Here is a 19,732-nt window from a genome sequence, read left to right as displayed (position 1 = left end):
TGCAACAATGCCCCGCGATGCACGCGGGGCCAAAGGGGAAGAGCGATGAAGGTCAGAATTTTCAGCCTGCGCCAGCTTTGGGGGGCCTTGATGCTCCTGCTGGCCGCGACATTCGCCGGACCGGCACTGGCGCAGACCGCCAATGTGCTGATCAAGGTGCCCGTCGGCACCGAAACGCCCGAGGGGCTGGCGACCACGCTGGCCGCATGGCGCCAGTCGGGCCAGGTCTCCGATGCCATCTGGCTCGAGGCTGACGAGGAAAAGGGCGCGGCCTTCAGCCGGTTCGTCGCGCTCGAATTCCCGACCGAGGGCAGCTATCAGGCGTGGGTCCGCGAGGGCCAGCCGAAGCTCGCCGCCGCGCTCGACGTCAAGCGCGTCGACGTGCTGACCCATGGCGAAAAGACCCCGCGCGATTCGAACAATTCGGTCTTCAAGATCAACATGTACGAACCGACCGCGCCCGAGGCGAAGCAGCGCGAATTCGCGACCGGCTATATCAAGCCGCTGATGGACGGCCAGATCGCCGGCAAGCTGCTGATGCGCTACACCATGTATCTGGAACGCGGCGCGGGCGGCAAGACCTGGCTCTTGATGGAATATCGCGATCCGGTCGCCTTCGCCAAATCGGAGGATTTCAAGGGCGTGCTGCGTCCGCAGCTCCTCCGGGACAATGCGACCTACGCCGCGTTCGACAAGGTCAAGGATTCGCTGCGCACGACGGGCCCGGAAACCTTGTCGAGCTATCGCGAATTGCCGCCGCCGTCGCTGCCGAACCTGCCGTCGTACAAGCCCGAATTCCGGGTCGTCGGCGGCCTGCGCATCGTGGGCAGCGAGCTCAAGAATGCCGTGCCGCAGCTCGCCGCCGGCTTCGCGCAATTCCACCCCGAGGCGAAGATGGCGACGAGCCATATCCCGTCGAGCGAGGGCGGCATCGCCGGTCTCTACATGGGCGTCTCGGACGTCGCGCCGATGGGCGACGATGCCAAGATCACCGACATGATGCCCTTCTACAACGCCTTCGGTTATATGCCGACCGAGATTTCGGTCGCGACCGGCGGTTATGAAAAGCGCGGGTCGCTGTTCGCCTGGGCGATCGTCGTCAACAAGAACAACCCGCTCAACGAAATCTCGATGGACCAGCTCGAACGGCTGTTCGGCTCCGAACGCACCGGCGGCTGGGAACTGTACAAGGGCGACTATAAATATACGTCGAAATATGCGCTCGACCGTTCGAAGCTGATCCGCACCTGGGGCCAGCTCGGCGTCAAGGGCGCAATGGCGAACAAGGAGGTCGAAACCTTCGGCTATGTCGCGCCGGGCTTCGCGATCGCGATCCAGCGCCACCTCCTTTACTGGTCGCAGAAGATGAACCCCAACTTCCGCGAATATGTCGAGGCGAAGCAGGCGGTCCCGGGTACCGAAAAGGATATCGCGAGCACCGCGGCGCTCGAAGACCTGTCGAAGAACCCGAACGCCATCGGCATCGCCTCGCTGATGCACGTCAAAAACTATCCCGATGTGAAGGTGCTGAGGGTCATCCCGCGCGGCGGCGGTGCCGCGGTCGCGCTGACGCCGGACTCGGTGGCGGGCCGCACCTATCCGCTGATCCGTGACGGCTATTTCTACGTCAACAAGGCGCCGGGTCAGAAACTCGATCCCAAGGTACGCGAATTCATGCGCTTCGTGCTCAGCCGCGAAGGTCAGGAAATCATCGCCCGGGTCGGCTATTATTATCCGCTGACCCCCGAATATCTGGCCGAGCAGCTGAAGAAGCTCGACTGATATGCTGATCGCCCGGCCCGCGATGCCGTGACATCGCGGGCCGGGCCGGCCGGCACTGCGCGATGCGCGTCCCGCAGTGCCGGCACTAACCGAAGAAGCGGAGCCGATGAAAAAGCCTTTGACCGGATTGTCGCTGATCCTTCTCGCCGCGGGGACCACCGCCTTCGCGCAGGAGGACAAGCGTCCGACCGGCGAAACCTATGACCAGATTTTCCAGCGCCTCGGCGACGGAATGCGCGAGAATATCATCATCCGCGGCGAGCATGACGCGCGTACCGATGCGCGCAAGCACAAGCGTTTCTACACCGACCTTCAACCGCTGGCCGACCTGCCGCCCTATCGGCCCGCGAAGCAGCTGACGGGCACGATCCGCGTATCGGGCCTCTATCTCCACGACGGGCTGATCAAGGACCAGTGGATCGAGTCCTTCCAGCGCTTCCATCCGGGCGTGAAGGTCGTGATCCTGCCCAAGGGCACAATCGCATCGGGCGCGGTCGATATCGAGACCGGGCCGCGCATTTCCGACCGCCTGCGTGCCGCCTCGCAATATGAGCAGGCGACCGGCGAGCGATTGTTCGAGATCGACTGGGCGACCGGCAGTTACGACGTGCCCGGCTGGAGCCCCGGCTTCGTGATCTTCGTCCACAAGGACAACCCGATCGCACATCTGTCGGTCGAACAGCTCGACGGCATTTTTGCGGGGTCGCGCACCGGCGGGTGGAAGGGCACGACCTGGGACCCGGGCGTCGCGCGCGGGCCCGAAAAGAACATCCGCACCTGGGGCGACCTCGGCCTCACCGGCGAATGGGCCGACAAGCCGATCATGATCTACGGCCGCCCGCTGAAGTACAACATCCAGCTTGGTTTCGAGCGCAAGATCTTCCAGGGCGGCGACGTCTGGAACGAAAATACGCTCGAATATAGCCATGAGGCGAACCCCGACGGCACGCGTTATTCCTCGTCGGTGGAAATGGTCAGGGACATGTCCGCCGACCGCTACGGCATCTCCTTTTCCGACATGGGATCGAACCGTCCCGGCATCCGCGCGGTGCCGATCGGTGCCAGCGCGGCGGGGCCGTTCGTGCCGATCTCGCTGACCAGCCTGCGCGACCGCTCCTATCCGCTGTTCATCGAACAATGGGCGCAGGTGCGCGTGGCGCCGGGCCAGCCGCTCGATCCGCTGGTCAAGGAATTCCTGACCTTCATGCTCAGCCGCGACGGACAGGACGGTGTGCAGCGCGACGGCAAATGGATCACCTTGCCCGCCGTGCGCGCCGCCGAGATGCGCGCGAAGCTCGACACCACCGGCGAGCGCGTCGACCCGCATGCACTGGGGCTGCAACTCGACCAGCTGGCGCCGAAGAAATGGGATGGCGAAAGCCCCGATGAGACGGGCCGGACCGTCGCGACGCGCGCTTACTACAAGACCGCGTTCGACCTGTCCGGGCTTCCCGTCTATGCCCCGGCCGCGCCGGTTGCCGGTACGGTGCGGATGCCGGCGAGCGGGCAGTTGATGGGCAGCACCGCGGGCAAGGCGCTGATCGCGGCCTTCAACCGGCACCAGCCCGAGGTGCGCTTCGAGATCCGCGACGGCGACCTCAACGACGACGCCGTCGACCTGTCGATCGGGCGCCGCTGGAGCAGCTATTTTGCGGGCGAGGTCTATGATTTCCAGTTGAAGCGCGACCGCAGCCCGCGCGAAATCCAGATCGCGACCGGATCGTTCGACGTCGCCGGCTGGAGCCCCGCCATCGCGGTCTTCACCGGCAAGGATGTGAAGCTTAAAGGTCTGACCATCCGCCAGCTCGACGGCATCTTCGGCGGCCCGCGCCGCGGCGGCTGGGTCTCGACGACCTGGCGGCGGCAGGCCGGGCGCGGGGCGGACCGGAATATCCGCCGGTGGCGCGATCTGGGTGTCACCGGCTTCTGCGCCGACAAGCCGATCGACGTTTACGTCCCGCCGCTCAAATATCATCTGATGTCGGTGTTCGAGCGCAAGGTGCTCGTCGGCGGCAATATGTGGAACGACAATGCGCGCGAAATCCCGCTTGCGCTGAAGAATGGCAAGCGGACGCATCCGGGCGAAGATCGCGTGGCGGCGGCGGTGCGCGACCGCTGCGGCATCGCCTTCGCCGATCCGGGCGTGAAGGTGAAGGGCGCGGTGATGGTGCCGGTCGCACGCGACGAGGCCAGTCCCTTCGTGCTGCCGACGCTGAAGAGCGTGCAGGACCGCAGCTATCCGCTGCATCTCGAAACCTATGCCTATGCCGATGCGCAGCCCGATCAGCCGATGGCGCCCGCGGTGCGCGAGTTCCTGCGCTTCGTGCTCAGCCGCGAAGGCCAGGCGATCATCCAGCGCGACGGCAAATGGCTGCCGCTGACCGCCGAAGTCGCGCGCGCCGAGGCCGCGAAAATCGACCTCGCTCTTCCCCGGGTAACCGCGAAATGAAGGACCACGCCATGAAGCCGCTCCCCCTGACCCTGATGGCGCTGATGCTCGCCGCACCCGCTGCAGCGCAGATGCAGCCGGCACCGTCGCCCGCACCGGCGGAAGAGCCGACCAATGCCAAGCGCAGCATCTGGACCCTCGATGTCACCGGCTTCCGCAAACAGAAGGCGACGCTCGGCGGCTATACCAAGAAATGGGACCTGTCGGACCTGCCGGTGTATAAGCCGAAGCGGCAGGTCAGCGGCAAGCTGCGCATCTGGGGCAGCAATTATCTGAAGGACGGCCCGCTCGGCGAATATTGGTCGAGCGAGTTCAGGAAGTTCCACCCCGGCATCGAATTCGAGTTCAACCTGCCGACGGCGGGGATCGCGGTGCCGGGCGTCGCGGGCAAGGTCGCCGACCTCGGCGTCGGGCGCCCCGCGACGCTGATGGATCATCTGACCTTTGAGCAGGTCTATAAATATCCGGTCACCGAGATCACGGCCGCGACGGGGTCGTATGACGTCTATGGCTGGTCGCCGGGTTTCATCATCCTCGTCCACAAGGACAACCCGATCAAGCAGATCAGCATGAAACAGCTCGACGGCGTGTTCGGCACCGCACGCAACGGCGGCTATGACGGCAGCGTCTATCGCAACGACTATCCGTTCAAGCGCGGCGCCGACGAGAATATCCGCACCTGGGGCCAGCTTGGCGCGACCGGCGAATGGGCAAACAAGCCGATCCATCCGTGCGGCCAAAGCCCGCGCGCGAATATCCAGGTCGTGTTCCAGAATCTCGTCCTGCGCGGCAGCGACCAGTGGGTCGAGGGTTATCAGGCCTTCGCCAATTATGCGACGCCCGAGGGTACGATCGCATCGTGGAGCAAGCAGGTGCTCGACTTCGCCGAGGGCGACCCGCTCGCCATCTGCATCGCCTCTCCGCTGGCGCTCGGCCCGAACCTCAAGGAACTGGCGGTACAGGGATTCGACGGCGGCCCCTTCGTCACGCGCACGCTGGAGAGCACCCGTGACCGCAGCTATCCGCTGATCAACGAGATCTTCTTCTACGCCAACAAGGCACCCGGCCAGCCGATGGATCCCAAGGTGGAAGAGTTTCTCCGTTTCGTCCTGAGCCAGCAGGGGCAGGAACAGATCCAGCGCGAGGGCCGCTACACGCCGCTGACCGCCGCGGTGGTCAAGGCGCAGCTCGCCAAGCTCGAGCCGGGCGCGCAATGATGCGGCTGGCAATCCTCACCATCGCCCTGCTCGCGGCGACCCCGGCCGCGGCGCAGGCACCCGTCGGCTCGATGAACTCGCTCGACCTGCAAAAGGCTCGCGCCGACGCGCTGAAGACCAAGGGCTTCCGCCGCGCCTATACGATCGAATTCGATCTGTCGCAGCTCCCGGAATACAAGCCGTCGGCGCCGATGAAGGGCGTCATCCGGCAATGGGGATCGAACTATCTCGCCGACAGCCCGCTGCAGGGCTATTTCGAGGAAGCGTTCAGGAAATATCACCCCGGGGTGACGTTCGAGAATAATCTCGCGAGCACCTTCATCGGCATGGCCGGGCTCTATACCGGACAGGCCGATCTCGCGCCGATGGGCCGGCGCCCGAGCTGGGAGGAACTGCAGGCCTATCAGCGGATGATGGGCGGCCTGCCCGCCGAAGTGATGATGGCGACGGGGTCGTTCGACGTATCGGGCTGGTCCTTCGCGCTCGTGCCCTTCGTCCACAAGGACAATCCGCTCAAGTCGCTGACCATCGAACAGCTCGACGGCATCTTCGGTGCCGAGCGTCAGGGCGGGTGGAAGCTCAATAGCTGGGACGCCAGCGTCGCGCGCGGCCGGGACAAGAATATCCGCACCTGGGGCCAGCTCGGACTCACCGGCGAATGGGCCGACAAGCCGATCCGCGTCCTCGGCTATACGACCAACTTCCACTTCCCGCGCGACTTCGCCGACAAGGTGTTCGGCGGCGGGTACAAGTGGAACGAGCAGATGGAGGAATATAGCAACAAGGTGCGCGAGAGCGACGGCGACTATGGCAAATTGTGGAACGCCGGCGACCAGATGATGGAGGACCTCGGCAAGGACAAATATGCCATCACCTATACGGCGATGCTCTATGCCGACAAACCCAACGTCAAGACGGTGCCGCTCGCGCAGACCGCGGCGGGGCCGTTCGTCATGCCGACGATCCAGAGTGTGCAGGCGCGTACCTATCCACTGACGCGCGAGGTCTATTTCTATGCCAACCGCAAGGCGGGCGAGAAAATGGACCCGCTGATCGCCGAATATCTGCGCTTCGTGGTCAGCCGCGAGGGACAGGCGCTGATCATGAAGGACGGCAAATATCTGCCGCTGACGGCCGAGGCGGCGCGCGCGCAGCTGGTCGAGATCGAAAAGACCGGATCGGCATCGGCGGGCGAGGGCGGATGAGCCTTGCGCGCCGCACCCTGATCGGCGGCGCGTTCGCGCTCTGGGCGATGCCCGCGGCGGCGCAGCGGCTGACCCCTGCGGTGCAGAAGATCGACCCGCGCCCGCAGGCACCGGGCAGCGTCGCGGCGCGGGCGGCGGCGGCGATGCCGCGCTATGCACCGGCGGAGAAGGTGTCGGGCGACATCCGCCTGTGGGGCCATGGCAATCGCAAGCTGCCGTGGATGCATTATCTGGTCGATCAGTGGGCGGAGGATTTCCAGCGTTTCCACCCCGAGGCGCGGCTGGAGACGCATCTTTACGGCACGTCGTCGGGCATCCCCGCGCTCTATAACGGCCTTGGCGACATCGCGCTGCTCGGCGAGGAAATTCTGCCCGACGCGGCCAAAGCGTTCGAGCGGGTTAAGGGCTATGCGCCGACCGGCGTCGAGCTGATGACCGGCAGCGTCGATATCCGCAATTTCGACTATGCGCAGATGGTCTTTGTCCATCGCGACAATCCGTTGGCGCAGATTTCACTGGTCGAGCTCGACGCGATCCTCGGTACCGAGCACCGGCGCGGGACACGCAATATCCGGCGTTGGGGCGAACTCGGTCTGACGGGCGCCTGGGGGACCCGCGCGATCACCCCCTATAGCTGGGCGATCGACGACAGCTTCGGCTTCTACCTTCGCAACGCGGTGCTCATGGGCAGCCATCGTTGGAATCCCGCCTTGCAGGGCTTCGCGCATATCAACAACGCCGACGGGACGATCTATGACCATGGCCAGCAGGTGCTCGACGCGCTGGCGAAGGACCCGGCAGGGATCGCGGTGTCGAACATCCGTTATGCGGTGCCCGAGGTGAAGCCGCTCGCGCTCGCGCATACGGCCGCCGGGCCGTTCGTTGCGGTCAGCGAGGCCAGCCTGATCGACCAGAGCTATCCGCTCGCCCGCACCCTGCCGGCGGTGATCGACTTGCCGCCCGACGGCCGCATCGATCCCAAGGTGCGCGAATTCCTGCGCTATGTGCTGAGCCGCGAGGGGCAGGAGGCGGTCAATCGCGACGGGCGCTATCTGCCGCTGTCTCCTGCAGCAGCCGAGAAAGAGCGGAGGAAACTGGCATGAGGATGCTGCTCGCCGCCGCCTTGCTGTTCGCGCCTGTTGCCGTGCAGGCGCAGGAACAGGTGATCCGCATCTGGGGCACGCCCGCGATGCTCGGCGCCGCCGAGCGCTGGGCCGACGCCTATGAGAAGCAGCACCCCGGCACCCGTTTCGAATTTTCGATGAAGGGATCGGACAGCGCGATCCACGGGCTGGTCGGCGGGGTCGCCGACATCGCCTTGATCGGCCGCGCCAACGACATCGTCGATGACAACGGCTTTTCGCGCCCCAAAGAATATCATGCGACGCGGATCGAGATCGCGACCGGCGCGGTCGCCGCGCCGGGCAAGTCCGACGCGATCGCGCTGCTCATCCATGACGACAACCCGTTGACGGCGCTGACGCTCGACCAGCTGGCGCGCATCATCGATTGCGGCGATGAGGCGCGGCCGATCGCGACCTGGGGCGACCTCGGGCTGAAAGGCGAATGGGCGCGGCAGCCGATCCGCATCCACAGCTATGATTTCGCGACGCGTACCGGGCTTTGGCTCCAGAACCGGGTGACGGGCAAGGACCGGCGCATGTGCTGGGACCGCATCGCCGAATATGGCGATGCGCGCCGGCTCGACGGCACGATCGCGGCGGCCGCCGACCGGGCGGGCGAAGGCGGCCGGGGCGACCGCTATGCGCTCGTCATCGCCAATGCCGCGCAGGCGTGGGGCGGACTCAAGGCCGTGGCGCTGTCGGATGGCGGCGCGGCGGTCCTGCCGACCGCGGCCACGGTCGCCGACCGCTCCTACCCGCTGACGCGCCGCGCCTATGCCTTCGTCGATCGTGCGCCGGGCAAGCCGCTGGCCCCGCATGTCAAAGCCTTCCTGCAATTCGCGTTATCGGCCGAAGGACAGAAGCTGCTCGAAGCCGACAATGGCTATCTACCCCTCGACCGCCGGATCGCGGCGGCACAGGTCGCAATATTGGAGAGCGAAAAATGAAACGCATCGTGACGGCCGCGCTGGCGGCGCTGGTCCTGACATCCGCGGCAACGGCGCAGGAGGCCAGCGCGCCGACGACCGACGCCGACGCGCTGTCGAAGGCGCGTGCGATCGGCAATCGCGGGCGCGCGGTGAAAATCTTCTATGAGCCGCAGTTCGACCTGACCGGACTCAAACCCTATGTGCCGCAGGCGCAGGTGACCGGCACGATCCGCCAATGGGGCAACAACTACCTCAAGGACAGCGGGCTGATGGAGGTGTGGCAGGCCGAGTTCCGCAAGTTGCAACCGGGCGTCAGCTTCAACGACAATCTCTACAGCTCGTCGGTCGCCTTCCCCGGGCTGATCTCGGGCGCCGCCGACGTCGCGCCGATGGGGCGGCAGGCGTTGTGGGACGAACTCAAGGGCTTTGAGCGCGAAGGCGCGCAGGGCGGTGAGGAAGGTGTCGGGCAGACCGAGGTGGTCGAGATCATCATGGCGACGGGATCGTACAATGTCCGTGGCTGGTCCTATGCGCTCGGCATCTTCGTCCACAAGGACAATCCGCTGACCGGCCTGACGATGGAGCAGGTCGACGGCATATTGGGCGGTCGCCGTGACGGCGGCTGGAACGGGCTGACCTGGGACACCAGCGTCGCGCGCGGACCCGAGAAGAATATCCGCACCTGGGGCCAGCTCGGCCTCAAGGGCGAATGGGCGAACAAGCCGATCACTGTCTACGGTTACAACGCCAAATATCATTTCAACGACGAGATCGACAAAAAGGTGCTCAAGGGTTCGGGCAAGTGGAACGAGGACATGCGCGCCTATTCCAACGTCGCGGGGCTGAAGGCGGACGGCTCGCTGACCGCGGGCGGCGAGCTCATCACCAACGGGTTGGCGGCGGACAAATATGGCATCGCCTACACCGGCATTCCGTTCATGAACGACAGCATCAAGTCGGTGCCGCTGTCGACCGACGGCGGCAAGACCTTCATCCCGCTGACCCTCCAGACCGTCCAGAACCGCAGCTTCCCGCTGACCCGCGACGTTTATTATTATTTCCGCCGCGAGAAGGGGAAACCCGTCGACCCCAAGGTCAAGGAATGGCTGCGCTATGTGTTGAGCCGCGACGGGCAGGCGGCGATCCAGGCCGACGGCAAATATCTGCCGCTGACCCCCGAGGTCGCGGCGGCGCAATTGGCCAAGCTCGACTGATGCGGCGCCCGCTTGCCCTGTTCCTCGCTTTTGCGACGCTGTTCGCCGGCCCCGCGCAGGCCGAAAGCACGACACACCTGCTCGGCGCGGATCACCCCGCGCTGGCCTTCGTCGACGGGCTTCCGGCCTATCGACCGCAGGAGCGCGTGACGGGCACGCTGCGCATCTGGGGGCATGGCAGTTTCAAGCGCGACTTCATGGGGCAATTGCTGGCGACCTGGATCGCCGAATTCGCGAAGCACCAGCCCGAGGTAAAATTCGAAAACCGCATGTACGGCACCGCCTCGGCGATCGGGTCGCTCTACAGCGGCACCGGCGACATCGCCATATTGGGCGAGGAAATCAGCCCCGCCGCGCTCCGCGCCTTCCGCCGTGCCAAGGGCTATGACCCGACCGGCATCGAGGTCGCGAACGGCAGCGTCGACGTCAATTTCTACGACTATGCCCATATGATCTTCGTCCACCGCGACAATCCGATCAAAGGGCTGACGCTGAAGCAGCTCGACGCGATCTTCGGCGAGGAAGGGCGGCGCGGCGGCGGGCAGGTGCGGCGCTGGGGGCAGCTCGGGCTGGGCGAGGCGTGGCGCGATGCCGCGATCATCCCCTATGGCTGGAAGACCGATGTCGATTTCGGGCTGTTCTTCCGCGAACGCGTGCTCGAGGACAGCCACCGCTGGAACGGCGCGATGCGCGAATATGAGCATCAGCAACGTCCCGACGGCACCCAATATGATCATGGCCAGCGGATCGTCGATGCGCTGGCGACCGACCGCACCGGCATCGCGATCTCGAACATCCGCTACAAGCATCCCGACGTCCGCGCGCTGCCGCTCGCCTGGGACGCCAAGGGGCCGTTCGTCGATGCGACGCCCGAGACGCTGATCGACCGCAGCTATCCGCTGATCCGGATCATCCCCGCCTATGTCGACGTCCCCCCGGGCCAGAAGATGGATCCTGCGCAGCGCGAGTTCCTGCGCTTCCTGCTGAGCCGCGAGGGCCAGCGCATATTGATCGACCATAGCGGTTACCTGCCGCTCAGCGCCAGGACGCTGACGCACGAGCTGGGGAAAGTGAAATGAGGCGCCGCCAACTCCTGTCCGCGCTGGCGCTGCTCCCTGCGACCGCCTGGGCCTCGACGCTGCCGCCGCCGGTGCATGGCCTGCCGGGACGTGTCCGGCTGGCGGGGACGGCAGGCATGATGCCGGTCGTCGCGGCGTGGAAGCGAGCCTTCGAGACCGCCAATCCCGCGATCAGGGTCGACGTCGCGATGGCGGGCAGCGATGTCGCGATGGCCAATCTCTATGCGGCGACCTGTGACATCGCGCTGATCGGGCGCGAGGCGACGAAACCTGAGATTCAGGCGTTCGAATGGATCTATCGCTTCCGGCCCAGGGGCGTCGCGGTACTGAACGGCAGCGTCGCGACGCCGGGGCGCTCGCCCGCACTGGCGGCCATGGTGCATCGGAGCAATCCGCTGGCGTCGATCACCGTCGACCAACTCGCCGCGGCGTTCGGCGACGGTGCACAATCGGCGCGGACTTGGGGCGACCTTGGTCTGGATGGCGCGTGGCGTGACCGGCCCATTCATCTTTACGCGCCCGAGGCCGAGAGCGGCACCGGCCGCTTCTTCCGCGCGGCGGTGCTCGGCGGCAGCAACCGTATGGCATGGCCGCGCCTGCGCGAATTCGACGTGCCGCCGCGTCCGGCGAAGGCCGAAGCCGAGACGGCCGCCGCGATGCGGCGCGCGCTTGCACGCGACCCCGCCGGTCTGGCGATCGGGATCGCGGGGAAAGAGACCAAGACATTGCCGTTGATCGGTGCAGGCGGCGCGGCGCTGCTGCCCGATGCGGCGTCGGTCGGCGCAGGTATCTATCCACTCGGCCGCACGGTGCAGGCCTATCATGCGGTGCCGGCGAATACGCCGATCCACGCGGAAACGCTCGCCTTCCTCCGCTTCATGCTGACGCCGGAGGCGCAGGCGATCGCGGGACGCGCGAGCGATTATCTGCCGCTGTCAGCCGGGGCCGCGCAGGAAGCCCGCGCGGCCCTCGGCTGACGGGCCCTCAGCGCGCGCCGTCGGGCTTGTAGGTCATCACGACAAAGCTGTTCGGATGAAAGGTCGGTGCCGCGACGCCCTTGGCGTCGGGCGCGGCAAAGGTCGCGTCGGCGGTGACGGTGAAGACGCGGCCGCTTTCCTCGTCGATCTGCATCACGCGGGCTTGCGGGCGCGTCTGGATGTTGCCGAGCAGCTTGTAGCTGTCGGGTCCCGCCTGTTCGATCACGGTCATCGAACTGTCGCCGCCGTTGGTCGTGACGATGCGGTGGCGCACCTCGTCGACGCCCATGCCGTCGATTCCCTTGCCGATCGGCACGCGGCCGACTTCGGCGCCGGTTTTGGCATCGAGCGCCAGGAACACCGGCTTGTCGCCGCGGCAACCGATCAGGATGCGGTCGGTGTGCGCCTGATATTCGACCGCGACGACCTGCTCGCAATCGACGTTCCAGCGCGCCTGTTCGGCGAGCGTCGCCGAATCGAGCTGCATCAATATCTTGTCGTAGCGCGCCGGCGCGAAGAGATGGCCTTTGCCGTCGGGCGAGGGGTCGTCCATCTTCTTGAACGGGAACACCTTGGTCGACAGCAATTTGCCCGTCGCCGCATCGAGCGTGAACCAGGCCGACTCGGCCTGGCGCGAGCCGACGACGGCGTGGATGCGCTTGGTCGCGGCATCATAGACGACGCCGTTGAGCCCGCCGTCCTTGGCGAGCGGGATGCGATCCAGCACCCTCAGCGATTTGAGTTCGAAGCTGAGCAGCGAGCCGTCGGTCATCGCGACATAACCGCGATTGAACTGCGGCAGCAGCAGCGGGCCGTTGGCGCCGACCGAATTTTCGACCTGCCCGACGACCTTCTGCGTTTTGATGTCGAACACCGTCAGCCCGTCCTTGCGGCGCGCGATGAACAGGCGCGGGCTGTGCGGTTCGAGCTTGATATAGTCCCAGTCGCTGTCGGTGCTGGGCAGCGTGACCGCTTTTTCGAGCGTGTAGATCGGCTCGGCGGCGAACGCCGGCGCGGCGATGGCCGCGACGCTCGCAAGCGCCATGGATATGCGAAATTTCATTGGACCGTCTCCCATTTTGGTTTCGGTCCATTCTACCGAACGGGCCTGTCACCCCGCTGTCAGGCCAAGGCGATCTGCGCTGCCTGGATCAGGAAGGTCGCGCCGACGATCGTAACGATCCAGCGCCGGCCGGCGCGGAAATGCGCGTCGCTGATCCGGTCGAGAATCACGCCGCCGACCATGATGCCCGCCATCGACGCGAGGATCGCGAGCGCGGAGACGGGCAGGGGGATCACCGCGCGCGCCGCGACGCCGAGCAGCACGCCGCCATAGACGATGACCTTCGACGCATGGCCGATCGCCTGCATCACCGCCTTGGTCGCGACGACCTGATGCCGGTTCAACCGGGTGTTGATGAAGAGGAGGTCGGTGACCGGACCCGACACGCCCGAAACGAGCGACAGCCCGGTCGAGACGAAGCCCCCGCCGACGGCATGGACGCGACGGGTCGCGTCGAGCGGCATCCAGCGTTCGGGCAACCAGACGAGGACCGGCAACAGGCCGAGCCCCAGGAAGACATAGAATTTCGTCGGCGTGAAAATGACGAGCGAGAAGACGCCGATCGCCGCGACCGCGCCGATTCCGAACCACAGCAGCACCGGCCAGACCACATGCCGGCGGTGCAGCACGACGCGCCACAGGTTGGAAGCGAACTGGATCAGGCCGTGGAGCGCCAGCGCGACCGTCACCGGCAGCAGCCAGGCGAGCAGGCCCATGAAGATCAGGCCGCCCGCCATGCCGAAAATGCCCGAGAGAATGGAGGTCAGGAACGCCGCAATCACGATGAGCGCGCCGACCTGCATAGTTCCTCGCTTTCCGCTTTCCGATGGTTGCAATCGCAACCATGGCCGGCTGGTAGGATGCGAAACTGTCAGTAACCCGTCAATCGTGCCGCATATTCGGCGCCGCTCGACTTTGGTGGCCGGGCGGCCGCGCGCTCCGGAGATGTCGCCTGCGATAGCAGGGAGCCGCCAACCGGGGCGGAGTAGCGGGTGTCGTACAGGCCTCGGCGGAGGGTGAGGGGATGCGCGCCGCCTCCCCAGACGGCGCGCATCCCCTCTGGTCAGTCGACCGTTTCGGGAAGGGCGAGGGTGCCGGAGATATCCTTGCGGATCGTCTCCTTGGTGTCGTTGATCTTTTTCCACTCGGGGTTCTTGAGCAGTTCGAGCTTGTTCTTTTCCTTGATCGCCTCGCTCTTTCCGAAGGCGGCTTCGTCGACATATTGCTTCACGAGGATCGTGCGGTTGCCCTTGACGCCGGGAACGGGCTCACGCTCATAATACATGGCGTAGCCGGTCATCACGCCGCCGGCCTTCTGCCCGTCCATGTTCGGGCTGATATAGGCCTTGGTATAGCCGGTGTAGGCGTCGGCGGGGACCAGCGCCTCATAATGGCTGACGACATAGGCGGCCTTCGGATCGGCCGTTTTGGCGCGCGCATCGACGAGCAGGTCGGCGCGGCGGAGTAGCAAATCCTTGCCGAGCTTGGCCGCGGCATCCTTTGACCAGGCGTCATAGGCGCCGCCGTCGGGGAAGGTGACGACCGCGAGGCTGGCGAAGCCCTCCGGCCCCTCGACGCTCGGCTTCGAGCGGAGCAGCAACACGGTTGCACCGGCTTTTTTCGCCGCCGACAGTTGCGCGACATAGTCGGCGGGCGCCGTCTTGCCCACCGGCTGGGTGATCAGCGCATAGGCGGGGCCGCTGTCGACTTCGACGCTGGCCGGCTCGGCCTTGGTGTCGGCGGCATCCTTGCCGCCCGAACAGCCCGCCACCAGCATCAGGCTCATCATCGCACCGGTCAGCATTGCCGTGCGCCGCGTGAATGTCCGCATTTCCATCACTCCTCTTCCAACGATAGCGCGCCGTGTCACACGGTCGCGAGCGGCATCACGCTGGCAGCCTTTCCTGTCGGCAAGCTGTCGGAGGAAAGGAAAATGACAGTTAAGTCGTTATATATATTATGAAAATGATGGCGGACCGTCGGGCATGCCAGTCGGTCCGCCATGAAGGTCGGTGCCCGGGGACGGGCAGCGGCGCGAACGTCGCGCCAAAGAAAATGCAGGCCCTGCAAGGACCGGCGACGGGTCTAGGATGGTCTGGCTGACGCGAGCCTGACAGGCTGGCGGATGTCCTCCGCCGCGTGACAGGACGCAGTCATCCGCAGCGCTTGAGGCGGCAAGGGGATGGAGGCGACCAACGCGTCGATGGCTTGGGACTATGTCGCGACGGCAACGGCCGTCGCGACGGTGTCGACGCAAGGGCCGGCGAAGGTCAGCAGCAGATCGGGGCCGCGCGGCTCGAGCGTGACGGGGCTGCCATCGTCCAGGCGAACAGCCTCGCCCGAGAGGGACAGATTCCGGATCACCAACCGGGTGGACGCCACCGGCCCCTTGACGATCAGATTCACGCGCTCCGGCGTGGCGGTGAAGCGCACAGCCAGCCCGCATTCGGTCTCGCCATCCGACCGTGTCCACGGCCGGGTGCCGTAGATGGCGTCGCCGTTCGCGCGCAGCCATGCGCCGAATTGCCTCAACCGGCGAAGCTGTTCGTCGGGGATCGCGGCATCGGTCGCGCGCGGGCCGACGTTGAGCAGCAGGTTGCCATTGCGCGATACGGCATCGATGAAGTCATGGATCAGCGTATCGGCGCCAGCGTAATCGGCCTCGTCGTCGTTGCGGTTGAAGCCGAAGCTGTGGCTCATGCCGCGCGTCGCTTCCCACTTCTTGACCTGGATTTCGGCGAAGGCGGCATATTCGGGGGTCCGGAAATCGCTGTGCGGAATTTCGGGCGGGATGATGCCCTTGGATTCCTCGCCGCTCTGCCGGCCGACCGCGGCCTTGAGCTTGCGGTCGAGATAGCGCCGCACCAGCGGAATCTTGAGCAGGTCGCGCTGGAGGCTGGTCGCAACCCAGCGATCGTTGACCACGCCTTCGGGAACCGCGCGATAATAGTCGGCGAACAGCCGGTACAGCGGCCCGGGCCGCGTCGGCCAGCTGATGTCGTTCCACAGCACCGACGGTTCGTAACGGTCGATCAGTTCGCGCACCTGCGCCATCGCATAAGCGGGGTAGTCGCCGCCGGGCGTCGAGGCGATGAAGTCGCCGAGCGTGCGCAGCGGCCGCCGGTTGAAGGTCCAGTCGATTCCGCCCGAATAATAGACCCCGAACCGCAGCCCGGCGGCGCGCACCGCAGCGGCGAGTTCGCCGACGATGTCGCGTTCGGTGGTCCAGCCCGCCTGATGCCGGTTCGCGACCCCGCTGGGCCACAGGCAAAGCCCGTCGTGATGCTTGGTGACGAGCACGACATAGCGCGCGCCGGCATCGCGAAACGCCTCGGCCCAGGCGGCGGGGTCCCAATGCTTGAGTCCCGCCTCGAACGGCTGTTTAAAATCCTCATAGGGCGCGTCGCCATAATGCGTCCGGTGGAATTCGGCTGAGGGCGTTCCGGGCACCTTGATCGCGTTACAATACCATTCGGTATAGGGGACCATCGCGACCGCCCGGTCATAATCCTTGGCGAAGGCCTCGCCGATCGAGCCGAGGCGCGGGGCATAGCCGGGGATGGCGAAGGCGCCCCAGTGGATAAAAATCCCGAACTTCGCGTCGTGATACCAGTCGGGGACGGGGCGCGCGTTGAGTTCGGCCAGCGCATGATCGGTCGAGGCCATCAGGTGCGGCCTCCGCGGGCGTCGCATACGCTCGCGCCGGTGGGACCAGGCAGGCCCCGATCCGTTCGGCGAAATCCATCCATCCTGCTTCTCCCACCTGCCTCGCCTTTTCGCGGCGATGGCGTTCGCCGATCCGCGCGGGCGGTTCGGCTCAGTTGATTCTATGACAGTAGAAAAATATATTCCATATTTGCGATGTGAGCGAAACCCGAAATCGCTCGGGCGATCGCGTCCCGTCTTGCCAAAGGGATAGGGTGCTATCGGAAGGGCGCGGAAATCCGCGCGCGCAGGCTGAACCCACCACCTCTCTCGCCAGACCATATATGTTCGATATATGATTATAGACTAATATATAAAACACCTCTAACAATGGCCCGGGGGGATGCCGAACCGGCATTCGCCGTACATAGCGGGGGGCCGCATCAGCGGTCCCGTCGCGCCAATAATCGACCAGCAGGATCGCTGGCGGCGGGAGAGGCGTGGTATGCGAAATATATCCTGGATGTTTGCGGGCGTCGCATTCGTGGCGATGCCGGCTGTGGCACAGACGCAGGCGGCGGCGGAGAATCCGCCAACGGCCGTGGAGGATGGCTCCGGTCTGGCCGAGATCGTCGTCACGGCGGAAAAGCGCACGGCCAATCTGCAAGAGGTGCCGCTCGCCATATCGGCCTACACATCCGATGCCCGCCAACTCGCCGGCATCAACACGTTGCAGGATTTCGCCAACTTCACCCCGGGGCTGAGCTATTCGGCGGGCAACGACCGCGTCTTCATCCGCGGTATCGGGCGCCAGACCAACACCAACGGCAGCGATCCGGGGGTTTCGACCTACACCGACGGCATTTACGACGCCTCGACCACCTCGATCGCGGCCTCCGATTTCTTCATCGATCGCATCGAGGTGCTGCGCGGCCCGCAGGGCACGCTCTATGGCCGCAATTCGATCGGCGGCGCGATCAACGCGATCTCCAAGCGGCCGACCGAGGACTTCAGCGCCGACCTGCGCGGCACGGTGGGCAATTATGGCCTCTACACGATCGAAGCGTCGGCGTCGGGATCGCTGACCAAGGGGCTGCGCACGCGGCTGGCGGGCGGATATTCGAAACAGGAACGCGGCTATTTCAAGAACGAAGCCGGCGGGGTCAGCGAGGGCGGCCGCGGCGAGCGCCGTTATGTCGAACTGCAGCTCGAGGCCGATCTCGGACCCGACGTCACCGCCTGGGCGAAGGTCTTCTCGGGCCGCACCGACCTCAACCCGCGCCCGCTCAACCGCATCGGCGGCTATGATTTCGCGCCCTATCCGACCGGGGCGATCACGCCGGGCGCGGCCTTTGGCTACCTGATCCCGGGGGTCGTCGCGCTCGATCCCGATCCCGTGCCACCCGGCGCGACCAACATCCGGCGGTTCAGCGCCGACACGACGCAGACCGAGCGCATGCGCGGCAATTTCGGGGCGACCGGCGACATCAAATGGTCGCTGCCGACCTTCGACGTCCGCCTGCTCGGCGGCTATCAGCAATATCGCATCGACAACACCTACGAGCTCGACGGGACAAGCGTGATTTCCTACGCCTTCCCGCTCGCTCCCGGCGGCGGCATCTGTGCCTTCATTCCGGGTTGCGGACCGCTCACCGCTTTCCCGTCGACGCAGCTCAATCTGCATAACGACAAGAGCTTCGGCAGCGGCGAACTCAACCTGACGTCGAACACCGACGGGCCGCTGCAATGGGTGGCCGGGGTCTATTATTATCAGGAGACGCTGGCGCAGGAATCGCATTTCAACGCCCCCAACCAGCTGCAGCTGCGGGCGCCCGCGAACGGCCCCGCCAACCCGCTCGGCGATTTCGTCTATGCCGCCTCGACGCTGACCACCAAATCGTCGGCGGTCTTCGGCCAGGTCGACTATCGCTTCACCGACGCGCTGCGCGTGACGGCGGGGCTGCGCTACACCCATGACAAGAAGAGCGGCGACGAATTTTTCCGTCTCCTCTGTTTCGGCTGCGGCGGTTTCTCGCCCGATCTTTACGGCTCGGCGACCCCGGCGCTCGATATCACCGCGTCGCAAATCTCGACGCTGGCCGCGCCCGGCGTCGCGTCGGCGGTGACGATCGATCCTGCGACGGGGATCGCGCGGCGCGGCCTCGCGAACAGCTGGAACGCGGTGACCGGAACCGTCGCGGTCGAATGGCAGCCCAGCGACGACCAGCTCGCCTTCCTCCGCTACAGCCGCGGTTACAAGTCGGGCGGGTTCAACGCCGGGGGCATTTCGGTGCTGCCGCAGACCGGCGCCGAGCATGTCGACGCCTTCGAGGCGGGCTATAAATATTCGATCGGACGGCGGCTGCGCGTCAACCTCGCCGGTTTCTACTACGACTATCAGGGGCTTCAGGTGCCGTTGACGGTGTCGCAGCCCGGCGGCGCGCAGCTCACCCAATTCTTCAACCTCAAAAGCTCGCAAAGCTATGGCGCCGAGATCGAGCTTGCCTGGCAGCCGGCCGATCCGCTGCAACTGTCGTTCAACTATGGCTATGGAAATTCGCGGATCGACAGCGGGTGCTGCTTCGTCGACGGACAGGATCCGCTGGCGCTGCAACCGGGCGCGCAGCCGTCGGGTCCGGCGGTCAATGGCCAGCAGCCGCAAAGCGTCGCCGGCGCCCGGCTGTCCGACACCCCGCGCCACAAGCTGGCGCTCAATGCGATGTACAGCATCGACTTCGCGCCGGGCACCTTGTCGCTGTCGGGCAATTATGTGCTGCGCAGTTCGGCCTATAGCAACATCTTCAACCGCCCGTACAACCGGATGCCCGGGTGGGATCAGGTCGATCTGCGCGCGATCTGGACCGGCAGCGGCGACCGTTATCGGGTGATCGCCTTCGTCAAGAATATATTCGACAGCAAGGGCTATGACAGCGCGCAGGGCAATCTGCTCGCCTCGTCGCCGACGCTGGCGGTCGCGCAATCCTATTCGTTCACGCCGCCGCGAACCTATGGCCTCCAGCTCGAATTCCGGTTCCGGTAAGCCGCCCG

General features: G+C 65.6%; 14 protein-coding genes. 10 read left to right on the top strand and 4 right to left on the bottom strand.

What is annotated here, in order from left to right; all coding sequences use genetic code 11:
• Window positions 1-45 precede the first annotated feature (45 nt).
• The 9 genes from AC3WS4_RS06550 to AC3WS4_RS06510 all read left to right on the top strand — a co-directional run bounded on the left by AC3WS4_RS06550 (window position 46) and on the right by AC3WS4_RS06510 (window position 11,976).
• Window positions 46-1,782 carry a PstS family phosphate ABC transporter substrate-binding protein gene (locus tag AC3WS4_RS06550; protein WP_492735596.1) on the top strand — a complete coding sequence of 579 codons (1,737 nt, stop codon included), beginning with the start codon at window positions 46-48 and terminating at the stop codon, window positions 1,780-1,782.
• Window positions 1,783-1,888: 106 nt separating this feature from the next.
• On the top strand, window positions 1,889-4,231 hold the full coding sequence (locus AC3WS4_RS06545) for a PstS family phosphate ABC transporter substrate-binding protein (RefSeq protein ID WP_492735598.1): 2,343 nt from the start codon (window positions 1,889-1,891) through the stop codon (window positions 4,229-4,231).
• 11 nt (window positions 4,232-4,242) lie between these two features.
• Window positions 4,243-5,448: a PstS family phosphate ABC transporter substrate-binding protein gene (locus AC3WS4_RS06540; protein ID WP_492735600.1), complete on the top strand. Its 1,206-nt coding sequence runs from the start codon at window positions 4,243-4,245 to the stop codon at window positions 5,446-5,448.
• Window positions 5,445-6,653 (top strand): PstS family phosphate ABC transporter substrate-binding protein, encoded by a 1,209-nt coding sequence (locus AC3WS4_RS06535; protein ID WP_162248543.1) that lies wholly within the window; start codon window positions 5,445-5,447, stop codon window positions 6,651-6,653. Before AC3WS4_RS06540 ends, AC3WS4_RS06535 begins: the two co-directional genes overlap by 4 nt.
• Complete coding sequence (locus tag AC3WS4_RS06530; protein ID WP_492735603.1) at window positions 6,650-7,756, top strand: PstS family phosphate ABC transporter substrate-binding protein; 1,107 nt, start codon at window positions 6,650-6,652, stop codon at window positions 7,754-7,756. The genes AC3WS4_RS06535 and AC3WS4_RS06530 overlap by 4 nt, the downstream gene beginning before the upstream one ends.
• A complete protein-coding gene (locus tag AC3WS4_RS06525; RefSeq protein WP_492735605.1) occupies window positions 7,753-8,724 on the top strand; it encodes a PstS family phosphate ABC transporter substrate-binding protein in 972 nt (323 codons plus the stop codon). Before AC3WS4_RS06530 ends, AC3WS4_RS06525 begins: the two co-directional genes overlap by 4 nt.
• Window positions 8,721-9,920, top strand: a complete 1,200-nt coding sequence (locus AC3WS4_RS06520; protein WP_187141962.1) for a PstS family phosphate ABC transporter substrate-binding protein — start codon at window positions 8,721-8,723, stop codon at window positions 9,918-9,920. Before AC3WS4_RS06525 ends, AC3WS4_RS06520 begins: the two co-directional genes overlap by 4 nt.
• Window positions 9,920-10,999 carry a PstS family phosphate ABC transporter substrate-binding protein gene (locus tag AC3WS4_RS06515; RefSeq protein WP_187141961.1) on the top strand — a complete coding sequence of 360 codons (1,080 nt, stop codon included), beginning with the start codon at window positions 9,920-9,922 and terminating at the stop codon, window positions 10,997-10,999. Before AC3WS4_RS06520 ends, AC3WS4_RS06515 begins: the two co-directional genes overlap by 1 nt.
• Window positions 10,996-11,976: a PstS family phosphate ABC transporter substrate-binding protein gene (locus AC3WS4_RS06510; RefSeq protein ID WP_492735608.1), complete on the top strand. Its 981-nt coding sequence runs from the start codon at window positions 10,996-10,998 to the stop codon at window positions 11,974-11,976. Before AC3WS4_RS06515 ends, AC3WS4_RS06510 begins: the two co-directional genes overlap by 4 nt.
• Before the next feature lie 7 nt (window positions 11,977-11,983).
• On the opposite strand, the gene AC3WS4_RS06505 is transcribed toward AC3WS4_RS06510, so the two are convergent.
• From AC3WS4_RS06505 to AC3WS4_RS06490, 4 genes are all read right to left on the bottom strand, one after another.
• Window positions 11,984-13,039 carry a YncE family protein gene (locus AC3WS4_RS06505; RefSeq protein WP_492735610.1) on the bottom strand — a complete coding sequence of 352 codons (1,056 nt, stop codon included), beginning with the start codon at window positions 13,037-13,039 and terminating at the stop codon, window positions 11,984-11,986.
• Between the two features lie 59 nt (window positions 13,040-13,098).
• Window positions 13,099-13,842: a TSUP family transporter gene (locus AC3WS4_RS06500; protein ID WP_492735612.1), complete on the bottom strand. Its 744-nt coding sequence runs from the start codon at window positions 13,840-13,842 to the stop codon at window positions 13,099-13,101.
• A gap of 260 nt (window positions 13,843-14,102) precedes the next feature.
• Window positions 14,103-14,870, bottom strand: a complete 768-nt coding sequence (locus AC3WS4_RS06495) for a hypothetical protein (RefSeq protein ID WP_156377586.1) — start codon at window positions 14,868-14,870, stop codon at window positions 14,103-14,105.
• A 383-nt stretch (window positions 14,871-15,253) separates the two neighbouring features.
• On the bottom strand, window positions 15,254-16,705 hold the full coding sequence (locus AC3WS4_RS06490; protein WP_492735613.1) for an alpha-L-fucosidase: 1,452 nt from the start codon (window positions 16,703-16,705) through the stop codon (window positions 15,254-15,256).
• A 529-nt stretch (window positions 16,706-17,234) separates the two neighbouring features.
• Between AC3WS4_RS06490 and AC3WS4_RS06485 the strand changes: the two genes are divergently transcribed.
• A complete protein-coding gene (locus AC3WS4_RS06485) occupies window positions 17,235-19,724 on the top strand; it encodes a TonB-dependent receptor (RefSeq protein ID WP_492742681.1) in 2,490 nt (829 codons plus the stop codon).
• Window positions 19,725-19,732: the final 8 nt, after the last annotated feature.

The sequence above is a fragment of the Sphingopyxis sp. EU05-FHT14B03 genome, assembly GCF_058790875.1.
This window is presented reverse-complemented; position numbering and strand designations above follow the sequence as displayed.

Coding starts and splice junctions, on each gene's coding strand:
- AC3WS4_RS06550 (WP_492735596.1), top strand. CDS start 46: ATGAAGGTCAGAATTTTCAGCCTGCGCCAGCTTTGGGGGGCCTTGATG.
- AC3WS4_RS06545 (WP_492735598.1), top strand. CDS start 1,889: ATGAAAAAGCCTTTGACCGGATTGTCGCTGATCCTTCTCGCCGCGGGG.
- AC3WS4_RS06540 (WP_492735600.1), top strand. CDS start 4,243: ATGAAGCCGCTCCCCCTGACCCTGATGGCGCTGATGCTCGCCGCACCC.
- AC3WS4_RS06535 (WP_162248543.1), top strand. CDS start 5,445: ATGATGCGGCTGGCAATCCTCACCATCGCCCTGCTCGCGGCGACCCCG.
- AC3WS4_RS06530 (WP_492735603.1), top strand. CDS start 6,650: ATGAGCCTTGCGCGCCGCACCCTGATCGGCGGCGCGTTCGCGCTCTGG.
- AC3WS4_RS06525 (WP_492735605.1), top strand. CDS start 7,753: ATGAGGATGCTGCTCGCCGCCGCCTTGCTGTTCGCGCCTGTTGCCGTG.
- AC3WS4_RS06520 (WP_187141962.1), top strand. CDS start 8,721: ATGAAACGCATCGTGACGGCCGCGCTGGCGGCGCTGGTCCTGACATCC.
- AC3WS4_RS06515 (WP_187141961.1), top strand. CDS start 9,920: ATGCGGCGCCCGCTTGCCCTGTTCCTCGCTTTTGCGACGCTGTTCGCC.
- AC3WS4_RS06510 (WP_492735608.1), top strand. CDS start 10,996: ATGAGGCGCCGCCAACTCCTGTCCGCGCTGGCGCTGCTCCCTGCGACC.
- AC3WS4_RS06505 (WP_492735610.1), bottom strand. CDS start 13,039: ATGAAATTTCGCATATCCATGGCGCTTGCGAGCGTCGCGGCCATCGCC.
- AC3WS4_RS06500 (WP_492735612.1), bottom strand. CDS start 13,842: ATGCAGGTCGGCGCGCTCATCGTGATTGCGGCGTTCCTGACCTCCATT.
- AC3WS4_RS06495 (WP_156377586.1), bottom strand. CDS start 14,870: ATGCGGACATTCACGCGGCGCACGGCAATGCTGACCGGTGCGATGATG.
- AC3WS4_RS06490 (WP_492735613.1), bottom strand. CDS start 16,705: ATGGCCTCGACCGATCATGCGCTGGCCGAACTCAACGCGCGCCCCGTC.
- AC3WS4_RS06485 (WP_492742681.1), top strand. CDS start 17,235: ATGCCGGCTGTGGCACAGACGCAGGCGGCGGCGGAGAATCCGCCAACG.